Genomic DNA, 24,839 nt, shown 5'->3' on the forward strand with positions numbered 1-24,839 from the left:
GTGCGCTGCAATAAAACGAAGTGCAAGCATATCGGAAGCTAAAATGTCATATCTTGAGAAATATATTTCCCAAATTGAGTCTTATTGGCACATTATTTCAATAGTTTCCGGAATTATAAAATAATATACATGTACATTACTTGGGAATAACTTCAAAATTTGAAACAATTTCTGCTATGCAGCATTCCATTTCATCTGGGAATCTAGTCTTCCCTGAACGCGCGATTGAAGCTCTCGAGGACGGGAGAGGTGAGGTAGTCGATCGCACGGCGTGACTCGTGGACGATCAGCACCTCCGCGGGCATGCCGGGATAGAGGCGGACATCCGGATTTGTCTTGAGCGATGCCGGATCGAGTTTGGCGCGCGCGACGAAAAACGCACTGTTTGACTTTTCATCTACCGACTGGTCCGCGGCGACATATGTAATGGTGCCTTCCATCGGCAGGCGGGAGCGTTGATTATAGGCTGTCAAACGGACTTGCGTACGCGAGCCCACGGCGATGCTGTCGATGTCGCGAGGATTGACGCGCATTTCGACCAGCAGTGGCTCATTTTCCGGAACGATCTCGAGCAACGGCTGGCCGGGCGTGACCGCGCTGCCAGGGGTGCGCAGCAGGATGTTGGCGATGATGCCATCCTGCGGAGAGCGAATCTCAAGGCGCCGCAGCACGTCCTTCGAAGCGGTGATCTGCTCTTCGACGTCCGCGAGATCGATGCGTGCCGTGGTGATTTCGCCGGCAATCGTCGACTGAAAGTCACTTTCGATCCCGGTGAGCGCAAGCTGTGCTCCTGCTGCGGCTTTTTCTGCCTGGGCCTTGTTGCCGACGAGTTCGCCCCGTTCCCTCGCAAGCTCGCTTAGCTTGGTGTCGATCTCGATGAGTTGCGTGCGCGGTGCCGCGCCTTTTTTCACCAACGTTTCCGTCGCCGTCCGGTGCTCTTTGATGAGATCGATTTGCTGGTCGGTCGCCTGGATCTGGATGCCGAGCGACGTTGCTTGTTCGAGGTGCTCCTCGATGGTCTTTTGCTGGACCTCGACGCGTCCGACCTTGGTCTCGTGCCGCTTTTCGAAAAATATCGTCTCCGCCTTGACAGCGTCATCGACCGTAGCGTCCCGGGTGTCACCCAAATCGCGCGGAAAGCTGATTTGCGGCGTGTCAGTCTGCTCGGCTTTCAATCGCGCCAGTTTCGCGATCAGGCCAATGCGTCGGATTTGGAGCGACTGCAGGCTGGAGCGGGCGCGCGTATCCTCCAACGCGATCAGGGGCTGCCCGGCGGAAACCTTGTCGCCCTCCTGAACAAGCAGTCGGCTCATCACGCCGCCTTCGAAATGGCTGATAGACTTTCGCTTCGAATCGACGATGACCGTGCCGTTGGCTACCGTCGCGCTGCTGAGCTCGACCGAAAAGGCCCAGGCAAAAAATCCACCGAAGGACACAAGGATCGTGGCGAGCCCCGCAACGACAAGACGACGGAGCGGTGAACGGTTATCAAACCGGTCGAATTCCAAGTTCGACGGGCCGAGATCCCGCGAAGCCGGCTGATGCTGCTGGAGGCGACGTTCGGCGAGATCGGGCCGGACCGCAAGGGGGGTCTTTTCAGTCATATCGCGGCTACCTCGCGGTGTGGTTCGCCCGGCATCGTGGTTGTAACCACGGCCGTTCGCGGTCCGAACTGTGTGACGCGACCGTTTTCCAGCACGAGCAGCTTGTCGGCGACCTGCATGATGGCTGGCCTGTGAGCGATTAAGATAACGATGGCGCCGTCGTCGCGCGCACGCTGGATCGCGCGGATAAGGGCACGCTCGCCGATCGAGTCCAGGTTTGCGTTCGGCTCGTCGAGTACGATGAGGCGAGGCTGGTTGTAGAGGCAGCGCGCCAACGCTATGCGCTGCCGCTGCCCTCCGGAAAGGGTCAGATGTCCGTCGCCGACGGGTGTGTCGTAACCGAGCGGCAGGCGTCCGATCATCTCGTGGATGTCGGCCAATCGCGCCGCCTCCAGCACCTTGTAGGGATCGCTGTCCGCCATTCGCCCAATGTTTTCTCGAATGGTGCCTTCCAAAAGCGAGACGGATTGCGGCAGATATCCGACCACCTGACCGAACGAGCCACGCTCCCACAGATAGGTATTGTTGCCGTCGAGGAAGACGCCGCCGGACGTGGGGCGCAAGATGCCGACCAGCAGCCGCGCGAGTGTCGACTTGCCGGCCGCGGAGGGACCGATCACGCCCAGAACCTCGCCCGGAGAGAGGGAGAAAGAAATGCCCTTGATGATGGGCACATCCAGCCCGGGAGCTGCGTAGACGAGCTTATCGACCACGATGTCGCCCGACGAATGCGGCGTGGGCATCGTCTGGCGGATTGCAAGGTCCGCCTTGAGAAGGGCCTCGAGGCGACGCCAGCCAGCGATCGCTAGCACCCATTGCCGCCAATTCTCGATAATTGAATCGAAGGGGATCAGGAGGCGCCCGACAAGAATGCTCGATGCCATCATCGCGCCGGGCGTGACTTCCTGCTCCAGCACCAGATACGCGCCGGCTGCCAGGGTCATGATCTGGATGGAATAGCGCAGGCTACGGGTGATGGACGACATCGCCTTGCTCCTGCACCCACTCGTTTCAAAGGCGGTGAGAGCCTGCAGTTGAAGGGCGCGCCAACGATTTGCCAGAGCTGGCAACATGCCCATCGCCTCGATGGCCTCGGCATGTCGCAGCGAAGCGCCGATCCTGGACACGGCCTCGATATTTGTTTGGTTCGCTTCCTTGGTGAGTTGATGCGTCAACATGTCCGTGACCAGGCCGCCGCAAATGAGCAGTGCGGCGGAGACGGCTCCGATAAGACCAAAAAGCGGATGCAAAAGGAAAAGGGCGCCGAGGAAAATCGGTGACCAGGCAGCGTCTAGGGGCGCACTGACCGCTGACGAGGTCAGGAAGCTTCGCAATTCTGCGATGTCCCGAAGCGACTGGGTCGCGCGCGACAGGCCCTGATCGACAGAAGCCTGAACGGCGGCCGCCAGGACAGGCATGTTCAGCCCACGCACGAGCGCGCTTCCGATGGCTTGGAAGGAGAGGGCACGGATGAATTCCAGGACACCGAGCACCACAAGGGCGCCGACAGCCAAGATAGTGAGCATTGCAAGTGTGTCCATGCTCTGACTGTTGAGTACCCTTTCATGAACTTGCAGCATGAACAGAGGCATCGTCAGTTGTAATATGTTCATACACACGCTTAGTGCAGTTGCATAAAGCAACCCGGACAAAAATACACGCTTTGCTTGCAGAATCAGCAACCTTGGGCTGTCTTGTTTTTGGCCTCCCCCGGTTTGCCCCTTGCTTCTTGTCTCATTTTGAACCGCATCACGCATGAAAATTTGCCTCGAGTTAACTTTAGAACCATCTGTTGTAGGACAGATTTGGTTGTAACTGAGCGTAAGGATAGTATTGCTTCGACCAATCTGGCACATAACAACGGGATTGTGCAAGCTCATGGTGATCGACGGTGATGAGCGTATTTGAATATTACTTCAAGTTTTGAAGTATTTCCTTGAAACGGAGAGTCGAATGAAAGAAAATGATGTGTTCAGTTTGCCGGTAGAACTGAATGACGATCTGAGTCTTCGTCTGAGCCAGACAGCACAAACAGACCCCCGGCTTCCTCAGGGTACCGAGCTTGGGGACCTCCAACAGGTTACGTATTTCGAGCTCGCTCGCCTCATGGAGCGGGCAAGCCGGCGCTTTTCGGGCCTGATCCGTGCGGAGCTGACCAAGCTTCGTGTAGACGATATCGGGCCGGCGCAGGCGATGATTCTGCTGGCAATCGGCGATTCGGAACTGTCGGTCGCCGAGCTTCTGGATCGTGGGCATTATGTCGGCTCCAACGTTTCCTATTATCTGAAGCAGCTTGGCGATGGCGACTACATTGATCGCGTTGCCTCCCAGCGCGACAAGCGGTCCGCCCGCATCAAATTGACGGAGAAGGGGCGGCAGCTCAGGGCAAATCTCCGCGACGCGGCGATGGCCTATGAGCGCGCGGTGAATCGTGGCGACCTGGAACAGCGGATGCTTGAGACGGCTTTCCAGACGCTGCACCAGCTCGAACTGGCCTGGGGCAGCGCTTCACGGTACGGCGTCTAAGCGGTGAGTGATGCCGCGCACCTGGCAACGGCGGACTAACGCGATGCACGTGGCGTTTGTTCATCGACGGGGATTCGGTCAGTTCGCTGCCTTGGCCGCTCAGCTCGTGCAGGCGGGCAATGAGGTCAGCCTCATCACTGAGACAATAGACCAGAAGATCCCATCCGTTCGCGTCGTTCGACATCGAGCGGAATCGGGCCCGCGCGCAGATCCGCATATGGCCCGACACATGGGTACTCCCGATCACCATGCGCGAATCGGCCACCGCGTCGCCGAAACGCTCGACGCCATGGTGCGGCAAGGGCTGGTACCCGACGTTGTCGTTGGCCATATCGGTTGGGGAAGCATGATGTTCTTGAAGGACGTGCTGCCGCGGGTGCCCGCATTGGGGTATTGCGAGTTCTTTTACCGATCGGAAGGGGCGGACATCGGGTTTTCCCCCGACGATCAGCCCGATCTGGAGACGCGCAAGAGGCTGCGGCTGCGCAACATCGCGCAGCTCCTGTCCCTTGAGGCCATCGAGGCCGGCATCAGCCCCACCCATTGGCAGAGAAGTCTGTACCCCGCCGACGCCCGGGGGCGCATTTCGGTCTGTCACGAGGGGATCGATACGGCGCGGTTTCGACCGGACCCAACAACTTCGGTCAGGCTTTCGGACGGGCGTGTGCTCAGCGCCGGTGGTTCTCCCATTGTCACCTTTGTCGCGCGCGACCTTGAGCCGTATCGTGGATTTCCACAGGTCTTGGAGGCTGCCGCCAAGGTTGTGCGCCAACGCCCCGATGCTTTGTTCGTTTTCGTCGGAGGAGGTGGCATCAGCTATGGTGTGCCGCCGCCCGGCGGCGGGGCGTGGAAGGATCACCTCCTCAAATCCCTGGATATACCGCGGGAGAATATCCTCTTTCCCGGCGCGGTGCCGCATTCGGTTTTGCGGCAGCTTTTCCAGATCTCGGCGGCGCACCTCTACCTGACTTATCCGTTCGTTTTGTCGTGGTCGATGTTGGAGGCGATGGCGTGCGGCGCCCTGGTCATCGGATCGGACACCGCGCCCGTCCAGGAGGTTATACGCTCCGGCCGGAACGGCCTTTTGGTGCCGTTCTTCGATACGGACGCACTCGCGGAGGCCGTTCTCGGCGCCCTGAAGAGTCCCGAACGCCATTTTGGGATGCGTGCAGCGGCGCGCCGGACGATCGAGACGCGTTTTCGACTGACGGACTGCCTTGATCGTCAACAGAATCTTCTTGAGAAATTGACCGGAAAATCACTTCGCCGCAATGCAGAAATGAATGCATGATTATTACTTTGATTTTTAAAGTATATATGAAATGTTTTTCTTTGTGGCGGCTAAACTTTATTATTGTGCACTGCAACGTTAGTTGTTAGGCTCCCTATATGGCCCGGAATGATTTGAATAAATATCTGATTATTCGGCGTCTTTGCTTTTTGCTCCGAGATAATTCTTCAGAGGCCGCGCGTGCAAGAATTGACGTCTTCCGGCATTGGGAAACGACTGGTGACGAGAAAGCTAATAGCGGCATCGGGCCGGGATCGATTATGCTTCGAAGGCAGCGATATCGAGCATCTGGTTGTTTACCTTGATGTTGATGGGCATCCTCCGGCGACATTGCAGAATGCTTTTCCATTGATCGCCGTCACCTTTTCCGAAGAGGGTGAGGCGGATTTGCGGGAGCGTCTGGCGCTGCTTGGACCACTGGGAACTGTCCCCGCGGTTCCCATACAGCGGCTTGATCCCGCAAATAAGTCGGACAGTTTTCCGCTTCTGCGGGCGCTCACCGAGGGCGGCGTCGGCCGGCTTGCCCGGTATAGCGCCTCAATCACTTCGGAGCTTGCGATCCTGCGCCGGGAACGCGAAACGCTGCTGGAAAACTACCGGGCGCTCGAAGATGCGTTCCAGGCGCGAAACTGGGAGCCGGTTTCTGAGATTTTTTCCCACGATCCCTACGGCGATCCAAAGGACGAGGGGATCGGGCAGTTGCTTGCCGCCGCCTTTGTCGAGCAACTGCTGCCGATATCCAGCCTTGGCGTGGCAGGGTTCGCCCTTCACCTGCACTCGGTGCCGAGGATCACCGGAGAGCTTGTCGTCGCATTGAGCTACCTCGAGAGCGGCGAAGGGGTCGCCGAGTGGATCGTACCGTATGCGCAACTCGTGCCGAACTGGAATTTCTTCTCGCTGCCCCGGGCGTGCGGAGGGGCTGCGCGTACGCTTCGGCTGCGGATCTCCGCGACCGGACCGGAGACCGTCGGCCTTTCGCTCGGCTATCCGATCGCCGGCGAGCGCTATTCGGCGCGGTCGGAACTCCCGCATCCGGATCTCGACCTGCGCCCGCTGGCGTTCAAAGTGTTTACGGGACTGCCGGGAGTAAAACCCGCCAGAACACCCAACATGATTGCGCCCAGCAGCCTGCTCGAAGGCCAGTACACTGTCGATTATCGCCTGGCGGTCGATACGTTGAGGCAGATCGCGGACGTTTCGGTCACGCCGATCGTCCCGGAATTCCAGACGGTGCGCTTCCTCGAGCATGAGCATGCTGTTGTCTGCCACCCGTTGCCGAGTGGCATATCGGCAGGCGCGGTCAGTCGCGCCGTCGAGCCCGGAACGATATCTTTCTCGGCGAGCGCCTTTATCGATCATCCGGAAGGTCAGCCCGCGGCGGTCAGCTTCCTGCTCGCACCGACGAATTCAAATGCGCGTTCCGAAGTGGCCGAGGTTGCGCGAAAGGGCGCGGCCAAACCGTCGGCATTCTTCAGCGGATGGCGTGAAGTCAGCTCCAGTGAGGTCGTCAACATCAACATCCAGCTGGACGAGCCGGCACGCGGCCCGATGGACCTGATGATCCTCAGCCGCGCGGTCACGGATTCGGTCGATTTCTCCTGGCTCAAGGTGTCTGGCTTCAGGCTGGTCAAACAGTTTACGGAGGCCGCCGATGTCCAGTAACAGGGAGCCAACGGACCTGATCGCCGTGGCCATGCCCCTTTACGGTCACGCGGCACTTGCCCTGGAGGCGATCGAGTCGGTATTTGCCTCGAATGTTAGCAGCTGCCGGATCGTCATTGTCATCTCGGTCGACGGCGATCCACGGCACGAGACGTTCGATCAACTGTTACTCTACGCCGCGGTCCATTCTTCCGTCCATGTCGTGTTCGGCCAGAACGCCGGTCCGGGTGGCGCGCGCAATCGCGCGATCGACTTCGTTCTCGAGCGCTTTCCAGAGACGAAGGCTGTCTATTTCCTCGACGCCGACAATCGCGTCCTTCCCGGCACCATCGAGACGCTTTACCGGCACCTCCTCTCCAGTGGCTGCGGGTGGGTCTACACGAATATCGACACATTTTCGGTAAGCTGGCGCGCCCACTACGGCAACCGCTATTCACGACTGGTCCACTGCATCACCGACAACATCTGCGATACGGGATCGATGATCTCGATCGATGTTTTTCAGCAAGGCGTCCGCTTCAACGACGACAGGCAGAACGGCTTCGAGGATTGGGAGTTCTGGCTGTCCTGCATCGAGCATGGTTTCGTCGGCACGCCCTGCCATGACACGGTCTTCGAATACAGGCTGAGGGCGGAGAGCCGCTTCAAGGAGGCCAATCGAGACCGCGCCACGTCGGTAAGCTTCCTGCGCAAGCGCCACAGGCCGCTGTTCCAGCGCCCGATGCTGGTGGATTTCGAGCATGAGGAGTGCCCGCGCTACCTGTTTGCGCGAACGGAAGATACGGCGATCTCCTTCTTCACTGATCCTACCAAGCCACCGACGATCCTTCGCCTCGACGACATCATCCCGGCGTTCTGGGGCAATATCGGCGAGCCTGACAATGAACATTTCCCGCCTTTCCTCGTCGCCGGAAGCGGCGCGGCGCTCGACCTTCTGCGGCGTTCGCGCATGCTGCCGAACGTGCTTGCCCATCTTGAGCGCCTGAGCGAGAACAGCAACGTCGTCTTCGTCCAACTCGCCAACGATGCCGCCCAGCGCAAGATCGAGCCGATCGTTCATGGGGCGGGCGGACAAAAAATCGGCCCCGCCGATCTCGTTTTCCTTTCGATCCGGCTCGTCCAGGAGGTGGTCCAGAACAATGCTGTGGACTGGTTCGCCTCGATCGGGAGCCAGCAGGTATGGCCGACATCGACCGTTCTGAAAGTGCACTTCCCTTTTCCAAGGAGCCTCCCGCGCCGCTCTCTCATCACGCCTCAGCAGGTGATGATCAATTGCGTCAACGCAATTGCCATGAGCCCCCTGCGCGAGACGGCGGGCAGGCGGTGGACGTGGCGTCCCGCTCGGCTCGTGCCCTACACTGATCTCTACAAAGCGTTGCGTAAGGAAGTCGGAGGATCACCAGTCCTGCCGCTCGGCCATAGCGAGGGCAAGCGGACCGTGGCGCTGCTCGTGCCGAATGCCTCGTTCGGCGGAGCCGAAAAGGTCGTCTATGCAGCCGCCCGGGAATTGAAGGCGGCGGGTTATGAAACTCATCTCTTCGTGCTCGGCACGTCCCGGATGGATGTGATCGATGAATTCGATTCCAGCTTCGACTACATTCACTTCTGGGACGCGGGAATTCCGGCCTGGGGAGGGTCGGGCTCCTTCCTGGGACAGGATTTCATCGACGAAGGGCATTCGGTCGACTGGGAGGCGCTGAAGGGACAGCTTTCCGGCTTCGACCTGGTCATCAACAACCACGTGATGGCCGTCCATCCCCTCATCGCGCGACTGCGCTCCGAAGGCACGCGCACGGCCTGCTATCTTCACGTCGTGGACAACACGGCCTTCAAGAGGCCTGCCGGTCAGCCCTTCGCAGCGATTGCCCATGAGCATTGCTACGACGCCTTCCTAACCTGCTCCGAACAGCTCAAGATCTATCTGCACAGCTACGGCGTCCCCCACGAGAAAGTCTTCGCCGTCGCGAACGGAGCGAGCTTCTCGGTACCGCCCAAGGCCCTGGCGGAGGTTCTGGCCGTCAGGCGGATCGAGCGCAGGGATGACCGCTTGCGGCTTCTTTACATGGGCCGGTTCGATCAGCAGAAGGGTATCGACCGGCTGGCGGCAGCGCTCGCGGAACTGCGGGCCTCCAACGTCGATTTCGAAGCCCGGGCCATCGGGGGGGAAATCCTCGCCGATTCCAGGGTCTCCTGGAGCGAACGGCTGAAGGACCTGGGCGTCGACGTGCGCTCGCCCGTCTTTGCGAGCAAGGATCTGATCAAGGCGCTGGGCTGGGCCGACGTTCTCGTCATGCCCTCACGATGGGAGGGCGCGCCGCTGATGATCGCCGAGGCGCAACAACTCGGCTGCGTGCCCATCGCGACCGCGGTCGGCGCGGTTGACGAGCTCATTTCCGACGGCGAGGACGGCATACTCATCAACGCGCCTTCCGATCCTCAGGTGGTGAGGGAGCTGGCGCGGATCATCGAAGAGGTCTCGCGCAATCGCGAGAGGCTCGCTCCGCTCATGGAGGGCTGCATCAGGACCGCCGCACGCCGGTCATGGGCTTCCTCTTTCTCGGATTTTATCTCTTGGAGCGATCGGTCCGTGAAGAATTCGTCACTGTCCCGCGCTGCGGTCTTTCGCGAGCAGGCGGCGGCAAATCCCGTGGTCGCGGCAATTGGCTGATTGCCGCGCCGCTTCTTTGAAACAGAAAGGTCTAGTCGAATGCGTCCGCGAATTCTCGTGACGGGTATTCCCGGTCACTACACGCGCCTTGCCAACGGCGCCCACGGCCTGTCCGTCTCCTATGCGGAGCGGCAGAAGCAGCCGGAAACGAAGGAGGAGTTTCTGCAGGAGCTGCGCAACATCAGCAATACCGGGAACTACCTCATCGGTGAGGGCGCCCTGCATGCGCTCGCGCCACATGCGAAGCAAGTTCCCTTCTGGCATCTCTACAATTTAAGCAAGAACGGCAATGGGTTCGACGAGTTTAACGCCAACTTCGACATCTGCGTCTTCACCTGCGCAAACCTCTTGCGCAAGGGACTTTCCGCGGACGCAGAGGCGGATGTCCTAAGCCGGCTCAACATGCCGATCGTCATGCTGGGCATCGGCCTGCAGAACCGCAAGGACCTTGAGAACAATCTTCCGGAGGGAACGAAGCGACTTCTGGCCGTCCTAAAGGAGCGTGAGCACTACTTCCTGACACGCGGCTACGAGTCCGCCGGCTTCTTGAAGGACCAGGGCTTCTCCTTCGTGCGCCCGACCGGTTGCCCTTCCGTCTATTTCATGCCGGCCAACATGCGCCGGTCCATGAGGAAGCTGCCGAGCGTAAACATCGGCAAGGCGCGGACAATCTTTTCAGGCTATCTCGGCGGCGATCAGGATGCGATCCTCGATGCGAATGCGCTGGCCCCGCCGGACACCGTGCCGCAATATGTGGTGCAGGACGAGTTCCTCCACTTCGATATGAAGGTGGAGTCTAACGACGAGGGACGCGTCTATGATTCCGCATCGGGCCTGATGATCGGCGATCTGGCCTATCCCGGCACTGAGCGGGAGAAGCAGCGGTTCGAGTTTCGCACCTTCTTCGACACCAACCAGTGGCGCGCCTGGGCTTCGTTGATGGACTTCAATTTTGGCCGTCGTTTCCACGGCTCGATCATCGCCATGCAGGCGGCCGTGCCGAGCCTGATGGTGGCGGTGGACGACCGCATGCGCGAGATGCTGGGCTTCACCGGCCTACCGGCCGTCGACATCACCGACGTCGACAAGGCAGAGAACCGGGCCGAGTTCGTGGCCGATCATCTGGCAAAGCTCAACACGAGCGAACTTGTCGACCGCTATTCGGACCGCGAGCGCGCCTTCCGCACCACGCTTCGTGAAATCGGCATCGGTCTATAGCGGCCTGAGGGCCATCACTTTTCGGTTCAGAGGACAGTTATGCGTATTTTGCTTACGGGCATTCCATCCTATTTGCAGCGGACGATTGCGGACGTCTCAGGCACGACCGTCATCCATCGGCCCTATTTCGACGAAACCAGGACCAGGAAGGACCTGATCTCGCAGGTCAGGAAGATCGCCAACACCGGCAACTATCTGATCGGCGAAGGAGCGGCTGAGAGCCTGCGCGGTCATGACGTCACCTATCTGCCGTTCTGGCATCTCGCCAACAATCGGGACTCGAACGAGCTTTACGAGCGCGTGAACCGCGAATTCGATTTGTGCGTCTTCGCCTCCGCTAATCTGCTGCGTCCTGGCTATTCCGCCGATCTCGAAGCGGAAATCTTCGCGAAGCTGAAGATGCCGGTTGTGGTGATGGGCATCGGCATCCAGCGCAAGGAAGGCCTCAAGGATCAGCTGCCGGCCGGCACGATCAAGTTCCTGGAGGTGCTGAGGAACAAGGAAAGTTTCTTCCTCACGCGTGGCTACTTCACCGCCGAATTCCTCAGGGAGCAGGGGATGAAGTTCGTCAAGCCGACGGGTTGCCCGTCGCTCTACTTCTCGCCGAACGACATGAAGCGTTCGCTTTCGGCACTTGCCAATCCGGGACTGGCGGAGGCCCAGAGGATCGTCTTCGGCGGCTATCTCGGTAGCGTTGCCGATACGATCGTCGATGCTCATGCGCTGCTCAAGCCCGACAGCGTGGCAAGCTATGTCGTCCAGGACGAAGTGGTTGCCTACAGCCTCTCCCTGACAGGTGACGATAATGACATCGTCTATGATCGCGCGAGCGGGCGCATTACGGGAGGGACGGAGTACAAGCATTCGGAGAAATGGCAGCGGAAATACGAGCTGCTGGTCTATTTCGATACGAACCAGTGGCGCGGAGCGATGTCCGCGCGCGATCTCTGCTTCGGCCGCCGCTTCCACGGCTGCATCATCGGCATGCAGGCCGGCACGCCTGCCCTCATGATCGCGGTCGATGACCGCATGCGGGAGATGCTGGAATTCATCGGCTTCCCCTATATCGAGGCAGCTACCTGGAACAGGGAGGCGGACAAGCGCGCCTATCTCGCCAACTTCCTCGGCAAGATCGACACGCAGGCCGTGATCGACCGTTATTCCGCTTGCGAGGCGAATTTCCGCAATGCTCTGGGGCAGATCGGACTTTGAGCGGATGAGGGTGGTGGCGCAAACGCGCGTGCGCCTTGCTTGCGCGCTGGCAGTGCTCTTGGCCTTTGCCCCGGCGCTGCCGGCGGGCGCTGACGAAGTGCTCTCCGATCGTATCGGAATCAACCGCGTAAACCTAGCCTGGCTTTCCCGCGGCGATCAGGAGCGCGTACTGAATGAAATCGTTGCAAGCGGTATCACCCATGTCCGGCTTTCGCTTTCGAGACCGGTGGACAAGAGCATCGAAGCGCTCGAAATGGCGGACCGGCGGGGGCTGAAAATCCTCCTCGAGATCCAACTCGGCAACAAGGATTATTATCCCGCGGAGGCGCGTTCTCGCACCGGTTTCGGCCGCATCTGGGATGTTCAGCGGCTTTCGGATCTCGATCTCGATCTCTACCGAGCGCAGTTGCGCTCGGCGCTTCGCCGCATTGACGAACTGGGTATCCGCATTGACGCCGTCGAGCCTGGAAATGAAATAAACTACAGCGCTTACAACGGCGACCTCGTCGTCTATGAAAAACCTGGGCGGCAGACGCCGCGCAACGTTTCGGAAGTTGCAAATCGCTCGGCCCTCGAACGCGGGCTCGACGCATATGTCGGCGCCCTCCGCATCACCCGGGAAGAATTGCGGGCGACGGTCTATAGCCGCGACGCGCTTCTCATTTCGGCAGGACTTTCCGACGTCGGCACTGGCGAGGCCGACCGCCGCGGCATGGAACGGCTCGAACCCGGCGAGTTCATTTCACTCCTGCGGAAGCGGGGGATCGATGCGCTGGTCGATGGCTACGGCATTCATGTCTATCCGGGACGCAAAGATGACGCGGCGCTTGCACGCTATGTGACGACGCTTCTCGACTTTTGCCGGCCTGAAGGGGAAGGCAAGCCGTGCTGGGTGAGCGAATGGGGCATTGCCAACACCGCGCTTTCCTGCCCGGTCGATGATCGCGAGCGGGAAGTGGCGGTCCGTGCCGTGCGTCGCAGCTTCGCGGAGCTGATGGAGAAGGGAAGGCTGAAAGCGGCCTTCTACTATGACTGGGACACCCAACCGGTCTACAGCGTCTGGCGCTGCGGCGCCTTGAGCCCGGCCGGCGTTGCGGCCACCGAAGCGAATAGCGGCGGGGCAGCGAGATGACGGGTCAAATCTGTCCGTTCCCCGTAGCCGAGGTCCGCGCGGCCGCGATGGGAAACGGTGACGGAAGGTCGGCGGATACACGACTGGTTGCATTCCCTGGCCCTGCTAAGGATAAGACGACGTCCGCCGGAGGCAGCTCTGGTCTAAAGACCATAAAGCCCGTTTATTCGCGGCAGACCCTGGCTAGTGTCTGTCCACAAACGGTAAGTTACTGAAATTATCGCAGGAATCGCGATATTTGAACAAGCAAAGCCCGGCGGTTTCAGGTGCACTTTAGATCAAGCCATTGATTCTAAAGACAAACCCGCAACCGCCGGAGCCGACAATGCGCCAAGAACGCAAATTCATAATGCCCGCGCCGAAGCCTTCCAGAGGACGCACGCACGGTGACAGCTGCCATAAAAACGGGCGTCTGACATTCCCCAGAGAGATATTGACGGTGATGCGATGGCCGGTAGCCGGCGCGCCGCGATACGAGTTCCACGCTGCGCCGACTTCTTTCCAAGAGCCGTCGGTATCAGCCTTTTGAATTGCCGTCGCCCGAATGACCTTCGTGCTCAAGAGTTACGACCTCGTCGGCTATCGATGCCACTTGCTGATCATGCGTGATGAAGAGCACCCCCCGCTGCGAAGAAAGCACTCTGATCAACCGCAGAATCTCACCCTTGGTCTTTTCGTCCAGCGCTGATGTTGCTTCGTCAAAGATGAGTATGTCCGCATCGCGATAGATCGCCCTGGCTATAGCCAATCGCTGGCGCTCGCCACCGGAAAGTTTCAGCCCCCGCTCACCGATTTCGGTGTCGAAGCCGTCCGCCAGACCTCTAACCAGCTCTTCGATTTCGGCCGCTCTTACGGCCGCCCACAATTTCGCGAGATTTGGCTCGTTGCTTAAACTGATATTGAAACCAAGGCTCTCGCGAAACATGACGGCGTCCTGAGGGACAACCGCGATCTTTCGCCGAAGCTTAAGGCCATCAAGTCGACCAACGTCTACGCCATCCAAGAGAATTCGACCTTCATTCAAAGGCAAGGTCTTCAGAATTAGGCGTACAAGCGTCGACTTTCCGCTCCCCGATCGTCCGAGCAAAGCCGTGATTTTTCCCCTTTCGACGTGCAGGGTCGCGCTCCGAAGTGCATGCCTGCCGTCCGGATACCTATAGCCCGCACCCTCTATATCGAGCCGCGAAATCCCACTCACCGCTTGCAGGGAGCCTTGATCCGGATCCTTTTCTTCCGCGAACACGTCCAGGAAACGCTTCACCGCTTCGAAGGATTGCCGCGTGTCGCGATAGGAGAAGCTAAATCCCTCTAGAGTCCGAAAGAGCTGCAGGATGTAGGTGTTCGTCAGCACGAGCGCCCCCACAGACAGCTCGTTGGAAACAACGCGCATCGCTGAGAGCCAAACGGCGGATGCAAAACCCAGCAGCAGTACGGCCGACAATGCAATGCCGAGAAACCCACGGCTGAAATAGAACGTCCGAAAGCGTGCGTGAACTTCACCAAGCCGGTCGCGGTAAGACTTGACCACCGCCTCTTCAATGACGAGCGTCTTGACTCCTTCGGCATTCAATATGGCATCGCCGGCCGTACCTTGCGCGTCGATTGAGGCGTTCAAAGCGATCTTGAGCCGCCGGCTTGCGAGTTCGGCGCCGAAAACGAGCGCCACTGCATAGAGTGCGATCGTGGCGAGGACGATCAGGGAAACATCGGCATCAACGAACGTGAAAAAGGCTATTGAGGTTATCAAGACCTCGAACAACAACGGAGAGAACTGCGTGAAAAGCATTCCGCTAAGCGTTTGAATCCCCCCGAGCCCCTGCCCGACAATGGAATCCAGACGCCCCATGGATCGGTTGACGTGAAAGCCGACCGGAAGATCTAATACATGTCGGAGATAAACCTCGCGGACAGAATTGAGGATCCGGTTTTCCGCCGGCTGGTAGATCAGCCAGCGTTGCTCGACGAGAAACTTGGAGAGCGCCAGTGCCAGCAGCGCAAAGACGACGAAGCTCAGCGCCTGGTGCCCCGGGAACTCCTTGCTCGAGAGCGCATCGATGGCCTTCGAAAAGAGAATGGGTGAAAGTGCCTGCAAGATACTTGCGAGGAATGACAACCCCACGCTCAGGAGCAGAAACACGAATATGGTACGACCGCTCTGAAGCGCCACGATAGAGCGGAGCAGTATCTTTGCCGTCGATGTTCGATCGACGGCCTCAGAGGATTCAATCGCTGTTTGTGACCTATGCGATGGCCGCTGTGCGACGTTCATTTCCCACCAATCCTTCCGCGATTTCAACGATCGGATCTCTAGCCGGCGCTCGCGCCTCCAAAACGCGTGAGAGCGCCCGACTGTGATGGCTCAGGCATTGCCTCAGTTCCGAACTCCCGAGCAGATCTTCAATCCCCTTAGCCAACTCGAAGGTGTTCTGCGGGTCAGGCACTCTCAGGACGTTGATGCGGTCCACGAGTTGACTACGGAAATAGACCTTTTCGTATATTTCTCCACTCAGGATTAACGGCGTCGCACATGCGATGACTTCCCTGGGAACTTGCGGCGTATGAAACGATATCGGAAACCGATTCTCGAGGAAAGCGACGGCGGTGCACGACCGGATGAAGGCCGGGACGAGCCATGGGGCCACCGGAGGCAGTAGAATTGACCGGCCGCGAAGGTTGTGCTTCTGGCTCACGTAATGGAAGGCGTGGGCGAACCTGTTGGGCGTGGCGCTCCATAGAGCTCGATAGGAAACTTTGATTCCTCTTCCCACGAGAGTGTCGAGCGCATCAATCAGATTATAGGTGCCCTTCACCTCCGCGATTTTTCCATATGAGCCGACGGCAGGGTCTTGGCTTTCCAGGCCGGCACGGTTCCAGGCAACAAGCGCGCGATAGGTCTCGGTCTCGAAACCGTAATGAGAAAACCACTCCTCGGCGCGATCGACCATCGCGGGCAGGTCAAACTGTTCTTCATTGCTATAGAAGGACGAGGGCAGGGCCCGCCCTTTGGCCCGGATGATCGCGTTCTCCTTCACGCCGGTGCTTTTCAAAATATCCTCGGTATCTGGATTCTTGCCGGTGATGACGGCGGCCGATTGCGACAGGCATCTGTCATAGAGGATGCCCAAACTTGGGATGTTACGAAGCCGCCCCAGGTCACTTCCGGCATGCCTTAGGATGACGGGAACATCATCCAATTGCCCAAGCAGGGATGCAGCCACGCCATAGGGCTCAAGGTACCATCCAATGATGACGTCGGGTTTCGTCCGTCCGATACTTGCCAGCCCCGAGCCCAGTAACTGGCTGACGAAGGGCGGCGCCCACGGGATATAGGAGTGGGCCGGGATGTTCTCGCAATTATGGACATTTCCGCCTTTCTGCAAAAAAACATCGAGTACTTTGTCGTCGCTCAGCAGCATCTGGCGGAAGCCATAGCCCATCTCGCTTGCGTTGGAGATGACGTCGATGGAATGACCGGACTCAAGAAAGTCGCTTGCGGCAAACCATGTGCTGCGGGAAACGCCTCCTTGAATCGGCGGGATCTTTCCAAGCAGAAGTACATGCATGCTTTCAATCCTCCCAACCACATTCACGCCGGCTGAGACACCAAGGTGAATGGGTCCCAAACAAACGTGTCAGTTCACGGTGCAGCTATGGCCGGTGCAACTGTTACAACCGCTGCAGCCTGTGCAGGCAGCCACATCAGTGTCGTTGCCGGTCGGCCGAGGCCAATAGGCCGATGGCGCCGATTCGTTGAACACCGCCTCATAGTCGGCCAGGAATGCGAGGTAGTGGTCGAAGGTGCTCGCCAACATCTCGCCTTCGACTTCCGGAACGTGATGCAGGAAGCGGCCGGCGACAGCATCGCAAAAGGCGGCATAATCGCGGGTGAAGATCACGAATGTATGCCAGAGCTCGTCGACAGCACCCGTCATGCCGTAGAACTTGCCGTGCTGCGCCGCCGTTGCGCAGAGCGCCAAAAAGCGCAGCATCTCGCGCCGATGGTCCTGGGCGATTTCTACCGACAAGCCATGTTGTTTTCGATAGCGGGCCAGCACCGGCTTCAATTCGAAGCGTTCGGCGATGTTGTTCCGGCGCAGCGCGTCCGAAGCGAAGCCTGGAACCGTGGGCACGTAGCCGATCGAGTTCGACGGTAGTGTGAGGGCAATCGAGATGTGAGCAGACGCGGCATCATTGGCGACGCTTTGGTCAGTGATAACCTCTTGGGGCATTGCTTGGTCTCCTGAATTTAGGATATCGTTTGATGGGATTCCGTCTAGTTCACAGTACAAGACCCCCCAGATCCACAAGAGCTGCAGGCGCTGCAGCCCTTGCAGGCGGCAGCTTCGGGATCGTTGCCGGTCGGCCGAGGCCAATAGGCCGATGGCGCCGGTTCGTTGAACACCGCCTCATAGTCGGCCAGGAATGCAAGGTAGTGGTCGAAGTTGCTCGCCGACATCTCGCCCTCGACCTCAGGAACGTGATGCAGGAAACGGCCGGCCACGGCATCACAAAAGGCGGCATAATCGCGGGTGAGGATCACGAATGTATGCCAGAGCCCGTCGACAGCACCCGTCATGCCGTAGAACTTGCCGTGCGGCGCCGCGGCCGCGCAAAGGGCCAAAAAGCGCAGCATCTCGCGCCGATGGTCCTGGGCGATTTCCACCGATAGGCCATGCTCCTTCCGGTAGCGGGCCAGCACCGGCTTCAATTCGAATTGTTCCGCGATGTTGCTCCGGCGCAGCGCGTCTGCGGTAAAGCCCGGGATTGTGGATGCGTGGCCATGCCGAATGTTGGGATTGTCGATTTCCTCCAGCCCGGCCAAGGGAAATACCGGAAGGCGCGCGAAGGTCTTTTCATTTGGGTTTAGGTCTTCGGTCATTTGGAATCCTCCTTTCCTGGCGCTGAAATGATCAGCACGCAGCGGAGAATTTTGTTATTCTGCGGCGAAAGAAGGGCATTCTCTCTGATATATTCAGAATATATTCAAGCTATATTATCATTATGTATCTAGATATTTTGATCCATCTCAACGTATACTTTATACGTTTCTTTTAGTCTTTGCATATCTATTTTGTGAAAATCACGATTAAGCCAGGCCGGCATCTCTTGCCTGAAACGCGCCTATGGCTTGGCGCGCTGCACCGGGCGTGGGCTCGACCACTCCAAGACTTATGTCTGATCCCTCGGTAGTCGCTTACAATCTCGCCCTCCTCGCCCGCCTCAGATCGCTGACTTCCCATGTCGCCAGCCGAAACCGGACCCGCGAAACGCCGGCAGTTACCAATGCGCGCATTTCCACCAGAAATCCTCGCCGCCCAAATTTGCACCCATGAGCCACACCGCATGGCTTCAAAGCGGCCGCCAAGCAGAACCCAACGTGCTGCAAGCACAAGAAAACCAGCCGTTTATGGATGGAAACTAGCTAAAGCCTCTCGTTCACGAGAACAGCTCCCGGAATAGGGGTGGGCCAGCTTCTTCCTCCGCGAGGGCGGCGCGGTTAGCAGCCTCGCGGAGTGCCTGAAAGTCGGCCTGGTCCTCGAGCCTGGTACCGCCAAGCCGCACCGTCACCGATATCTGGCGCTCTTGTCCGGCTGTGAACGTGGTCTCCTGCACCCGCGCGCGGATGCGCTCGCAGATGTTGCTGGCATTTTCCGTTGTTGTGCCGGGCAAATAGATGCCGAGTTCGTCGGAGGCAAGGCGGGCGACGAGATCACCATAGCGCAGGGAAGAATGTACGATCCGAACAATCGATTGAAGCAGTGTATCGGCCCATTGCGGACCATAGCGACGACTGATCTCATCGAAATTACCGACATTGAGAACGAGCATGACGCCATCCGGGTTTTCCGCGCCGCTCACGCGCCTGCGGTCTATGGCTTGCTCGACTGAGTTCACAAATTCGCTGGCGCGCAATGTATCCGTGACGGGATCATGACGGAGCGCATACTGAAGTTCTTTTTGGGTATCACGAAGCGCTTCGTTGCGCAGACGGATTGCCAATTGAAACCGAAATGTGACAGCAGCCGATATTAACGCCACGGCGGTCAATTCCACCCAAAATGGAGGTTCGGGAACAAGCAGGCTCAGTGCCCAAACGACCACGGCCGCTCCAGTCGCAGAGGCAAGGGCGCGGAGCGTTGACATCTTGATATGCGGGGCGATTACGGCCTGGCGACAACGAAATTGCAGAGTCATCGGTTAACGGAGCTTTTGCAGTGGTCGCTATCGTTAAGGGCTTCGGTGAAATACCAGGTGAATAAATCCGATGGCATTTTAGCAATGGGCCACGAAGAATTTGATCGTCACGTGATCGAGATCACGGCCTACGAGGCCAGGCCAATGAGCTCGTTTAAAAAACATTCGCACCTTCTGCGTTAACGCCGGGAGTATTTGCTTCAATCACAGAAAACCGTGGAGGCCTGCGGCTCGATTGCCATAGGGTGAAAATTTACAAATCTCAGCGCCATCAGGCCAACCAGTTCCAACATAAATCGCTCATCATAGCGAGCTAATTAACCACCAAGCGCAAGCCGGCGACTGTCGGCCGAGGCTATGGGCGTGCAGCGCAAGCACGTCAACGAGTTGTGCGGGAACCGCAGGAACGTGACCGCCGCAACGGCGCTCATCCTTGCCCGCGTCTTCGGCAACAGCCCGGACTTCTGGCTCAACGTGCAGCGGCGCAACGATCTTCGGGAGGTGATGAACACGCCCAAGGAGCGCGAGCGAGTCGAGCGAGCGCGCCCGTTGAAGCACGCGGCATGAGCGGCGTTACGGATCGGCGACGGATGGTCAGTGTTTTACCCGTTCTATGTGCCGCCGTTGCACCTGTCCGGAGATTTATGGGGCCATTACACAGAGCGACTTTTCCGGAACGATCAAACAGCGTTATCAAGGCGCAGGCCCTTCTCGTTGAACAGATGAAGCGGTGCGGCCGAGAGCGACAGGCGGAGCTCGCTCCCAATCGCCAGGTTGTGCTGGCCAGGTGCGACCACCAGAACCTTCTGCCCGGCTATATCGGCATGGATGACGGTTTCCGAGCCGAGCGCTTCCACAAGCCTGATCTTGGCCGGAATGGCGGTCGGCTCGCTGCCAACCGCAATATGGTGGGGGCGCACGCCGACCGTGACCCGCGCGCCTTGGCTGAGATTGGTGTCGTTGACCGGAAGCTCGATCCGTTGCCCGCCGGGCAACGCTGCAACGGCTCTGCCGGACTGCACGGATTCGACCGTTGTTTCGAGGAAATTCATGTGCGGCGAGCCGATGAAGCCCGCAACGAAGCGGTTGGCCGGTGAATTGTAAAGTTCGAGCGGCGTGCCGACCTGCTCGATCCGGCCGGCGCGCAGCACGACGATCCGGTCCGCCAGTGTCATCGCCTCGACCTGGTCGTGGGTAACGTAGATCATTGTCGCCGAAAGCCGGGCATGGAGTGCTGCAAGCTCAGCGCGCGTTGAGCCGCGCAGCTCGGCGTCGAGGTTGGACAGCGGTTCGTCGAGCAGGAAGGCGACTGGCCTGCGCACGATAGCGCGACCGATCGCGACACGCTGGCGCTGGCCGCCAGAGAGCTGGCCCGGTCGCCGGTCGAGATAGGCCTCTATCTCCAGCATGCGCGCGGCTTCGCCGATACGCTCGGCGATCTCCGCCTTAGGCATCTTGGTGTTTTCCAGGCCGAAGGCGAGGTTCTGGCGCACGCTCATATGCGGATAGAGCGCATAGGACTGGAACACCATGGCAAGGCCGCGGTCGGCGGCCGGGATAGTGTTGACCACCTTGCCGTCGATGGCGAGTTCGCCGCCTGTCGGTTTTTCCAGCCCGGCAATCATGCGAAGCAGTGTCGACTTGCCGCAACCGGAGGGTCCGACGAAGACGACCAGTTCGCCGTCCTTGATCTCCAGGTTGATGCCATGGAGCACGTCCACTGCCCCGAAGGATTTCGTCACATTGGTGAGCTTAATATGACCCATGACGGCCTCCTCTATTTCAGTCCGGTTCCGGCAATGCCGGTGGTGATGAAGCGCTGCAGGAAGATGAAGACGAGGACGACTGGGATCATCGTCACCACCGTCATCGCCAGGATGAAATGCCACTGCACATTGAGCTCGCCGGAATAGATGCTGAGGCCAACCTGCAGAGTATAGAGTTCCTTGCGCGATAGCACGATCAGCGGCCAGAGAAAGTCGTTCCAGCGCCAGACCACGGAGAAGATCGCAAGAACGGCGAGCGCGGGGGCGGTCAAGGGCAGGATGATGCGCCAATAGATCTGCCATTCCGACGCCTTGTCCATGCGGGCCGCGTCGATCAATTCGTCGGGAATGGTCAGCATGTACTGGCGCAGGATGAACACGCCGGTTGGCGTCGCCACGGTCGGCAGGATGACGCCCCAGAGGTTGTTGAAGAGGCCGAGCGCCGAGACGATCGAATAGAGCGGCACCATGATCACCGAGAGCGGCACCATCAGAGTGGCAAGGATGAGCAGCATGGCAAAGGTCCGGCCGCGAAACTCGTATTTGCTGAGCGCAAAGGCCGCCATTGAATTGACCACGAGCGTAATCAGCGTTGCCGTTACCGTGACGAAGACGGAATTCCACAGATAGCGAACGAAATCGAAATGGGTGAAGGGTTCGGTATAGTTCTCCGAGGCGAACGACATTTCGCGGACCGGGGTGCGGTGCGAGATGTTGACCTTGACGATCTCGCCCGGTTTCTGCGGATCGACCATCTGGCTCACGATGCCGATGCGCCGGACTTCGGCGAGTGTCGCCTTGCTGCCATCCGGCAGCGTGACGTTGTAGAGATCGAGCGGTTTGTCATAGCCTTCAACCGTCACTTTCTGAGTGACGTAGGGCAAGATGGTCGGCGGGAATTCGGCAAGGGCTGCCGGCGACTTGAATGACGAGCCTACGAGCCAGACGGCCGGGCCGAACATGACGAACAGGCCGCCGACGAGCCAGACCCAGGTGACGATATCCGTCCAGTGCCAGCCCTTGCCGCCCTTGCGGCGCAGGATGAATTCGGCAACGCGGCTCATTTGCGGGCTCCCTTCTTCTCACTGGAGCGGCTGAGGCCGAGCTGCATCAGCGTCAGCACGACGAGGACGACACCCATGAGGATCGAGGCCGCCGCGGCAAGCCCCGGATTGCGCAACTGCGTGGCAAAGCCGGTCTCGTAGATATACTGGGTGAGGTAGAGCGTGCTGGTGCCCGGTCCGCCGCCCGTCAAGACGTAGACTTCATCGAAGATCTGCACGGCCTTGATAAGGACGAGGACGACCACGACGAGCAGGTTGGGCGCAAGCAGCGGCATGGTGATGCGTAGGAACGCCCGCGTCGGCCGGGTGCCATCCATTTCGGCGGCTTCGTAAAGATCCTTCGGGATCGCCTGCAGGCCGGCGAGCAGGATCAGCGTGTAAAAGCCCATATGCGCCCAGATCGACACGCCGATCGTGGCGGCAAAGGCCCAGTTGCGATCGTTCAGCCAGGCATAGGGATCAAAGCCGAAACCGTAGAGGCCGAAGTTCATCAGGCCCTGGCGCTGCAGGATCCATTTCCAGATCAGGCCGACAACGACAGGCGACAACAGCACCGGAAAGAAGAACACCGCCCGCCAGAAGCTGCGCGCGGCTAGCTCACGGTTGAGGATCAGCGCGGTCACGAGCGAGACGGCGATCATCAGGGTGACCTGGATGACGACGAACCAGCCGGTATTGCTGACGGCCGTCCAGAACGTGTCTTCGGCGCAGCTATTGGCATTGAGATAGTTCGTGCAGTCGAACAGCCGAGCATATTGATCGCCGCCGACGAAACTGCGATCCGGCAGGAAGAGGGCAGTCCCACCGGTCATCGAATAGGCGAAGTTGATGAAGAAGGGCAGAAGCACGAAGATGCCGAAGATCAGCATGTTTGGCAGCAGGAAAAAGGCCGCCATGCCGCTGATCCCGGTGACCCTTTGCAGCCACCGCAGGGGCGCGTCAATCAGCCCCATCGCGAAGCGCACCGGCGTGAGAACGACTTCGCCAATACCGGAGCCCGTTTTTCCGGGAACATCTGCATTCATTGCCCACCTCCCTGCGGCAGGTGGAAACTTACTCGTTTCCAGCTGCTGTCGCAGTTTGCAAATTGCTTCTCAAGACATGCAAATGGGAGGCGAGCGGCGACGCAGTTTTGCTGCCACCGCTCGCCTCACTGTTAGCGGCCAGAATCTTTGACCTTGGCCGCGATGTCCGCATCGATACGGGTGTAGGCTTCGGCCACCGGCATTTCGCCCGCCGCTGCCTGGCTCACTCGGGTGACCAGCGCCGCATAGTAGGTGTCCGACCAGAACCAGCCGGGCAGCTTTCGGGCGATATCGGAAAGCGAGCCGGTCGCCCCGACGAAGATGTTCAGGGCGGCCTTTGCCTGTGCATCGTCAGTCTTGAAATCCAGACCCTTTTCGACCACGCCCTTGTGCGCAGGCAGGAACAGCGTGCGTTCGGAAAATTCCTTCACGATGTCTTCGCGTGCCAGATAATCCATGACCTTGGCCACTTCGGTCGGATTCTTGGTGTATTTGACCGCGACCAGCCCAGCGCCGCCGGTCATGCCGGTGCAGTTTGCCGGACCACAAGGGCTGCCGGTTGCGACCCAGTCGAAGTTCGAGCCGATCTTGGTCGAGAAGTTCGGGACCTGCCAGGAGCCGGAATAGTAGTAGGCAAGCTGGCCGTTGATGAAATCGTCGGCTCCGGCGCGGTAGGTCGAGCCAGCTGCAGACACCCAGACGTCCTTGCTCATCGTTCCGTCGCCGACCCAGCCGACGAATTTTTCGATGAACGCCTTGGCGCCGTCATCCAGCGGAGCGGGCTTTCCGTCGGCACCGATGTAGTTCGAGCCATAGGCTAGGATCGGTCCGCTCAAGCGGTGACCGGATCGGTCAAGCGCCATGGCGAAAGGCAGCTGCTGGCTTTCGGCGACCTGCTTGGAGGCCTTGGCCCAGTCGTCCCAGGTCGCATCCTTGCTCGGCAGGGCAATGCCCGCCTGGTCGAACAGCGTCTTGTTGGCAAAACCGCCGGCAAGCGTGATCTGCGTCATGAAGCCGGAAATCTGGTTGGACCCATCCGGACGCATCCAGTCGGCCTGAGCGCCGAAATTCGTGTCCCAGTAGGCGGCGTCGGCGACCAGTGGGCGAAGATCGAGCCAATGCTGGCTCATTGCCTTCAGGTTGGTGACGCGGGCGATATCCGGACCGTCGCCGGCTTCAAGCTGCACTGGCAGCTGTTCGCGCACGACCGTGTAGGACACGTTGTCGAGCACGACGTTGATCCCGGGATTTTCCTTCATGAAGCGGTCGAGCAGGTCTTTTAGGACCTCGCCCTCGACGCCATCGGAATACCACATGATGCGGACGTCGCCGGCGAGTGCCGCCGTCGACGTCAAAAGCCCGACGGCAAGCGCCGCCAGCAGTGTTCTGGTCTTTCGCATTGTCTTCCTCCTCTTCAGTGCACGAGCCCTTCTCCCGCTCGCAGGTAAACGTCGCGCCGGTTTCTCCTACCAGGCG

19 protein-coding genes and 1 pseudogene are annotated in these 24,839 nt (G+C 59.3%); 8 read left to right on the top strand and 12 right to left on the bottom strand.

The genetic code is table 11. The annotated features are described in order from the left end of the window. Positions 1 to 203: 203 nt before the first annotated feature. A complete protein-coding gene (locus ACZ9BX_RS18295; RefSeq protein WP_476219402.1) occupies positions 204 to 1,604 on the bottom strand; it encodes an HlyD family type I secretion periplasmic adaptor subunit in 1,401 nt (466 codons plus the stop codon). After that, positions 1,601 to 3,361: a type I secretion system permease/ATPase gene (locus ACZ9BX_RS18300; protein ID WP_476219404.1), complete on the bottom strand. Its 1,761-nt coding sequence runs from the start codon at positions 3,359 to 3,361 to the stop codon at positions 1,601 to 1,603. The genes ACZ9BX_RS18295 and ACZ9BX_RS18300 overlap by 4 nt, the downstream gene beginning before the upstream one ends. A 196-nt stretch (positions 3,362 to 3,557) precedes the next feature. Here ACZ9BX_RS18300 and ACZ9BX_RS18305 point away from each other — a divergent pair, with 196 nt between their 5' ends. From ACZ9BX_RS18305 to ACZ9BX_RS18335, 7 genes are all read left to right on the top strand, one after another. After that, positions 3,558 to 4,130 (top strand): MarR family transcriptional regulator, encoded by a 573-nt coding sequence (locus ACZ9BX_RS18305; protein ID WP_476219406.1) that lies wholly within the window; start codon positions 3,558 to 3,560, stop codon positions 4,128 to 4,130. Positions 4,131 to 4,173: 43 nt separating this feature from the next. Further along, positions 4,174 to 5,421 (top strand): glycosyltransferase family 4 protein, encoded by a 1,248-nt coding sequence (locus ACZ9BX_RS18310; protein WP_476220063.1) that lies wholly within the window; start codon positions 4,174 to 4,176, stop codon positions 5,419 to 5,421. A 180-nt stretch (positions 5,422 to 5,601) separates the two neighbouring features. After that, positions 5,602 to 7,083 (top strand): DUF6212 domain-containing protein, encoded by a 1,482-nt coding sequence (locus tag ACZ9BX_RS18315; protein WP_476219408.1) that lies wholly within the window; start codon positions 5,602 to 5,604, stop codon positions 7,081 to 7,083. Beyond that, positions 7,073 to 9,751, top strand: coding sequence for a glycosyltransferase (locus ACZ9BX_RS18320; protein ID WP_476219410.1), 2,679 nt, complete (start codon positions 7,073 to 7,075; stop codon positions 9,749 to 9,751). The genes ACZ9BX_RS18315 and ACZ9BX_RS18320 overlap by 11 nt, the downstream gene beginning before the upstream one ends. Before the next feature lie 39 nt (positions 9,752 to 9,790). Then, positions 9,791 to 10,969: a polysaccharide pyruvyl transferase family protein gene (locus ACZ9BX_RS18325; protein ID WP_476219412.1), complete on the top strand. Its 1,179-nt coding sequence runs from the start codon at positions 9,791 to 9,793 to the stop codon at positions 10,967 to 10,969. A gap of 39 nt (positions 10,970 to 11,008) precedes the next feature. Then, positions 11,009 to 12,181, top strand: a complete 1,173-nt coding sequence (locus ACZ9BX_RS18330) for a polysaccharide pyruvyl transferase family protein (RefSeq protein ID WP_476219414.1) — start codon at positions 11,009 to 11,011, stop codon at positions 12,179 to 12,181. A gap of 4 nt (positions 12,182 to 12,185) precedes the next feature. Continuing rightward, positions 12,186 to 13,313, top strand: a complete 1,128-nt coding sequence (locus tag ACZ9BX_RS18335) for a glycoside hydrolase (RefSeq protein ID WP_476220065.1) — start codon at positions 12,186 to 12,188, stop codon at positions 13,311 to 13,313. A gap of 273 nt (positions 13,314 to 13,586) precedes the next feature. Here ACZ9BX_RS18335 and ACZ9BX_RS18340 read toward each other — a convergent pair whose 3' ends face one another. The 6 genes from ACZ9BX_RS18340 to ACZ9BX_RS18365 all read right to left on the bottom strand — a co-directional run bounded on the left by ACZ9BX_RS18340 (position 13,587) and on the right by ACZ9BX_RS18365 (position 19,457). Then, positions 13,587 to 13,874, bottom strand: coding sequence for a hypothetical protein (locus ACZ9BX_RS18340; RefSeq protein ID WP_476219416.1), 288 nt, complete (start codon positions 13,872 to 13,874; stop codon positions 13,587 to 13,589). Then, positions 13,831 to 15,480, bottom strand: a complete 1,650-nt coding sequence (locus ACZ9BX_RS18345; protein WP_476219418.1) for an ABC transporter ATP-binding protein — start codon at positions 15,478 to 15,480, stop codon at positions 13,831 to 13,833. The genes ACZ9BX_RS18340 and ACZ9BX_RS18345 overlap by 44 nt, the downstream gene beginning before the upstream one ends. A gap of 73 nt (positions 15,481 to 15,553) precedes the next feature. Further along, the gene (locus ACZ9BX_RS18350) at positions 15,554 to 16,876 is read right to left on the bottom strand and encodes a glycosyltransferase family protein (RefSeq protein ID WP_476219420.1); all 1,323 of its coding nucleotides are present in this window, start codon (positions 16,874 to 16,876) and stop codon (positions 15,554 to 15,556) included. A gap of 69 nt (positions 16,877 to 16,945) precedes the next feature. Then, positions 16,946 to 17,542, bottom strand: a complete 597-nt coding sequence (locus tag ACZ9BX_RS18355; RefSeq protein ID WP_476219422.1) for a glycine-rich domain-containing protein — start codon at positions 17,540 to 17,542, stop codon at positions 16,946 to 16,948. 44 nt (positions 17,543 to 17,586) lie between these two features. Further along, positions 17,587 to 18,192, bottom strand: a complete 606-nt coding sequence (locus ACZ9BX_RS18360; protein ID WP_476219424.1) for a glycine-rich domain-containing protein — start codon at positions 18,190 to 18,192, stop codon at positions 17,587 to 17,589. A gap of 557 nt (positions 18,193 to 18,749) precedes the next feature. Further along, positions 18,750 to 19,457, bottom strand: a complete 708-nt coding sequence (locus tag ACZ9BX_RS18365) for a GGDEF domain-containing protein (RefSeq protein ID WP_476219426.1) — start codon at positions 19,455 to 19,457, stop codon at positions 18,750 to 18,752. Positions 19,458 to 19,853: 396 nt separating this feature from the next. Here ACZ9BX_RS18365 and ACZ9BX_RS18370 point away from each other — a divergent pair. Beyond that, positions 19,854 to 20,075 (top strand): annotated as a pseudogene (locus ACZ9BX_RS18370) (HigA family addiction module antitoxin); the annotation flags it as partial. A 113-nt stretch (positions 20,076 to 20,188) separates the two neighbouring features. Here ACZ9BX_RS18370 and ACZ9BX_RS18375 read toward each other — a convergent pair. From ACZ9BX_RS18375 to ACZ9BX_RS18390, 4 genes are all read right to left on the bottom strand, one after another. Then, positions 20,189 to 21,274, bottom strand: a complete 1,086-nt coding sequence (locus tag ACZ9BX_RS18375; protein ID WP_476219428.1) for an ABC transporter ATP-binding protein — start codon at positions 21,272 to 21,274, stop codon at positions 20,189 to 20,191. Positions 21,275 to 21,285: 11 nt separating this feature from the next. Next, entirely contained in the window at positions 21,286 to 22,338 is a 1,053-nt protein-coding gene (locus ACZ9BX_RS18380; RefSeq protein ID WP_476219430.1) for a carbohydrate ABC transporter permease, read from the bottom strand. Next, a complete protein-coding gene (locus tag ACZ9BX_RS18385; RefSeq protein ID WP_476219432.1) occupies positions 22,335 to 23,363 on the bottom strand; it encodes a carbohydrate ABC transporter permease in 1,029 nt (342 codons plus the stop codon). The genes ACZ9BX_RS18380 and ACZ9BX_RS18385 overlap by 4 nt, the downstream gene beginning before the upstream one ends. Before the next feature lie 131 nt (positions 23,364 to 23,494). Next, entirely contained in the window at positions 23,495 to 24,763 is a 1,269-nt protein-coding gene (locus tag ACZ9BX_RS18390) for an ABC transporter substrate-binding protein (protein WP_476219435.1), read from the bottom strand. Positions 24,764 to 24,839 lie beyond the last annotated feature (76 nt).

The sequence above is a fragment of the Rhizobium sp. USDA 3886 genome, from assembly GCF_056279785.1.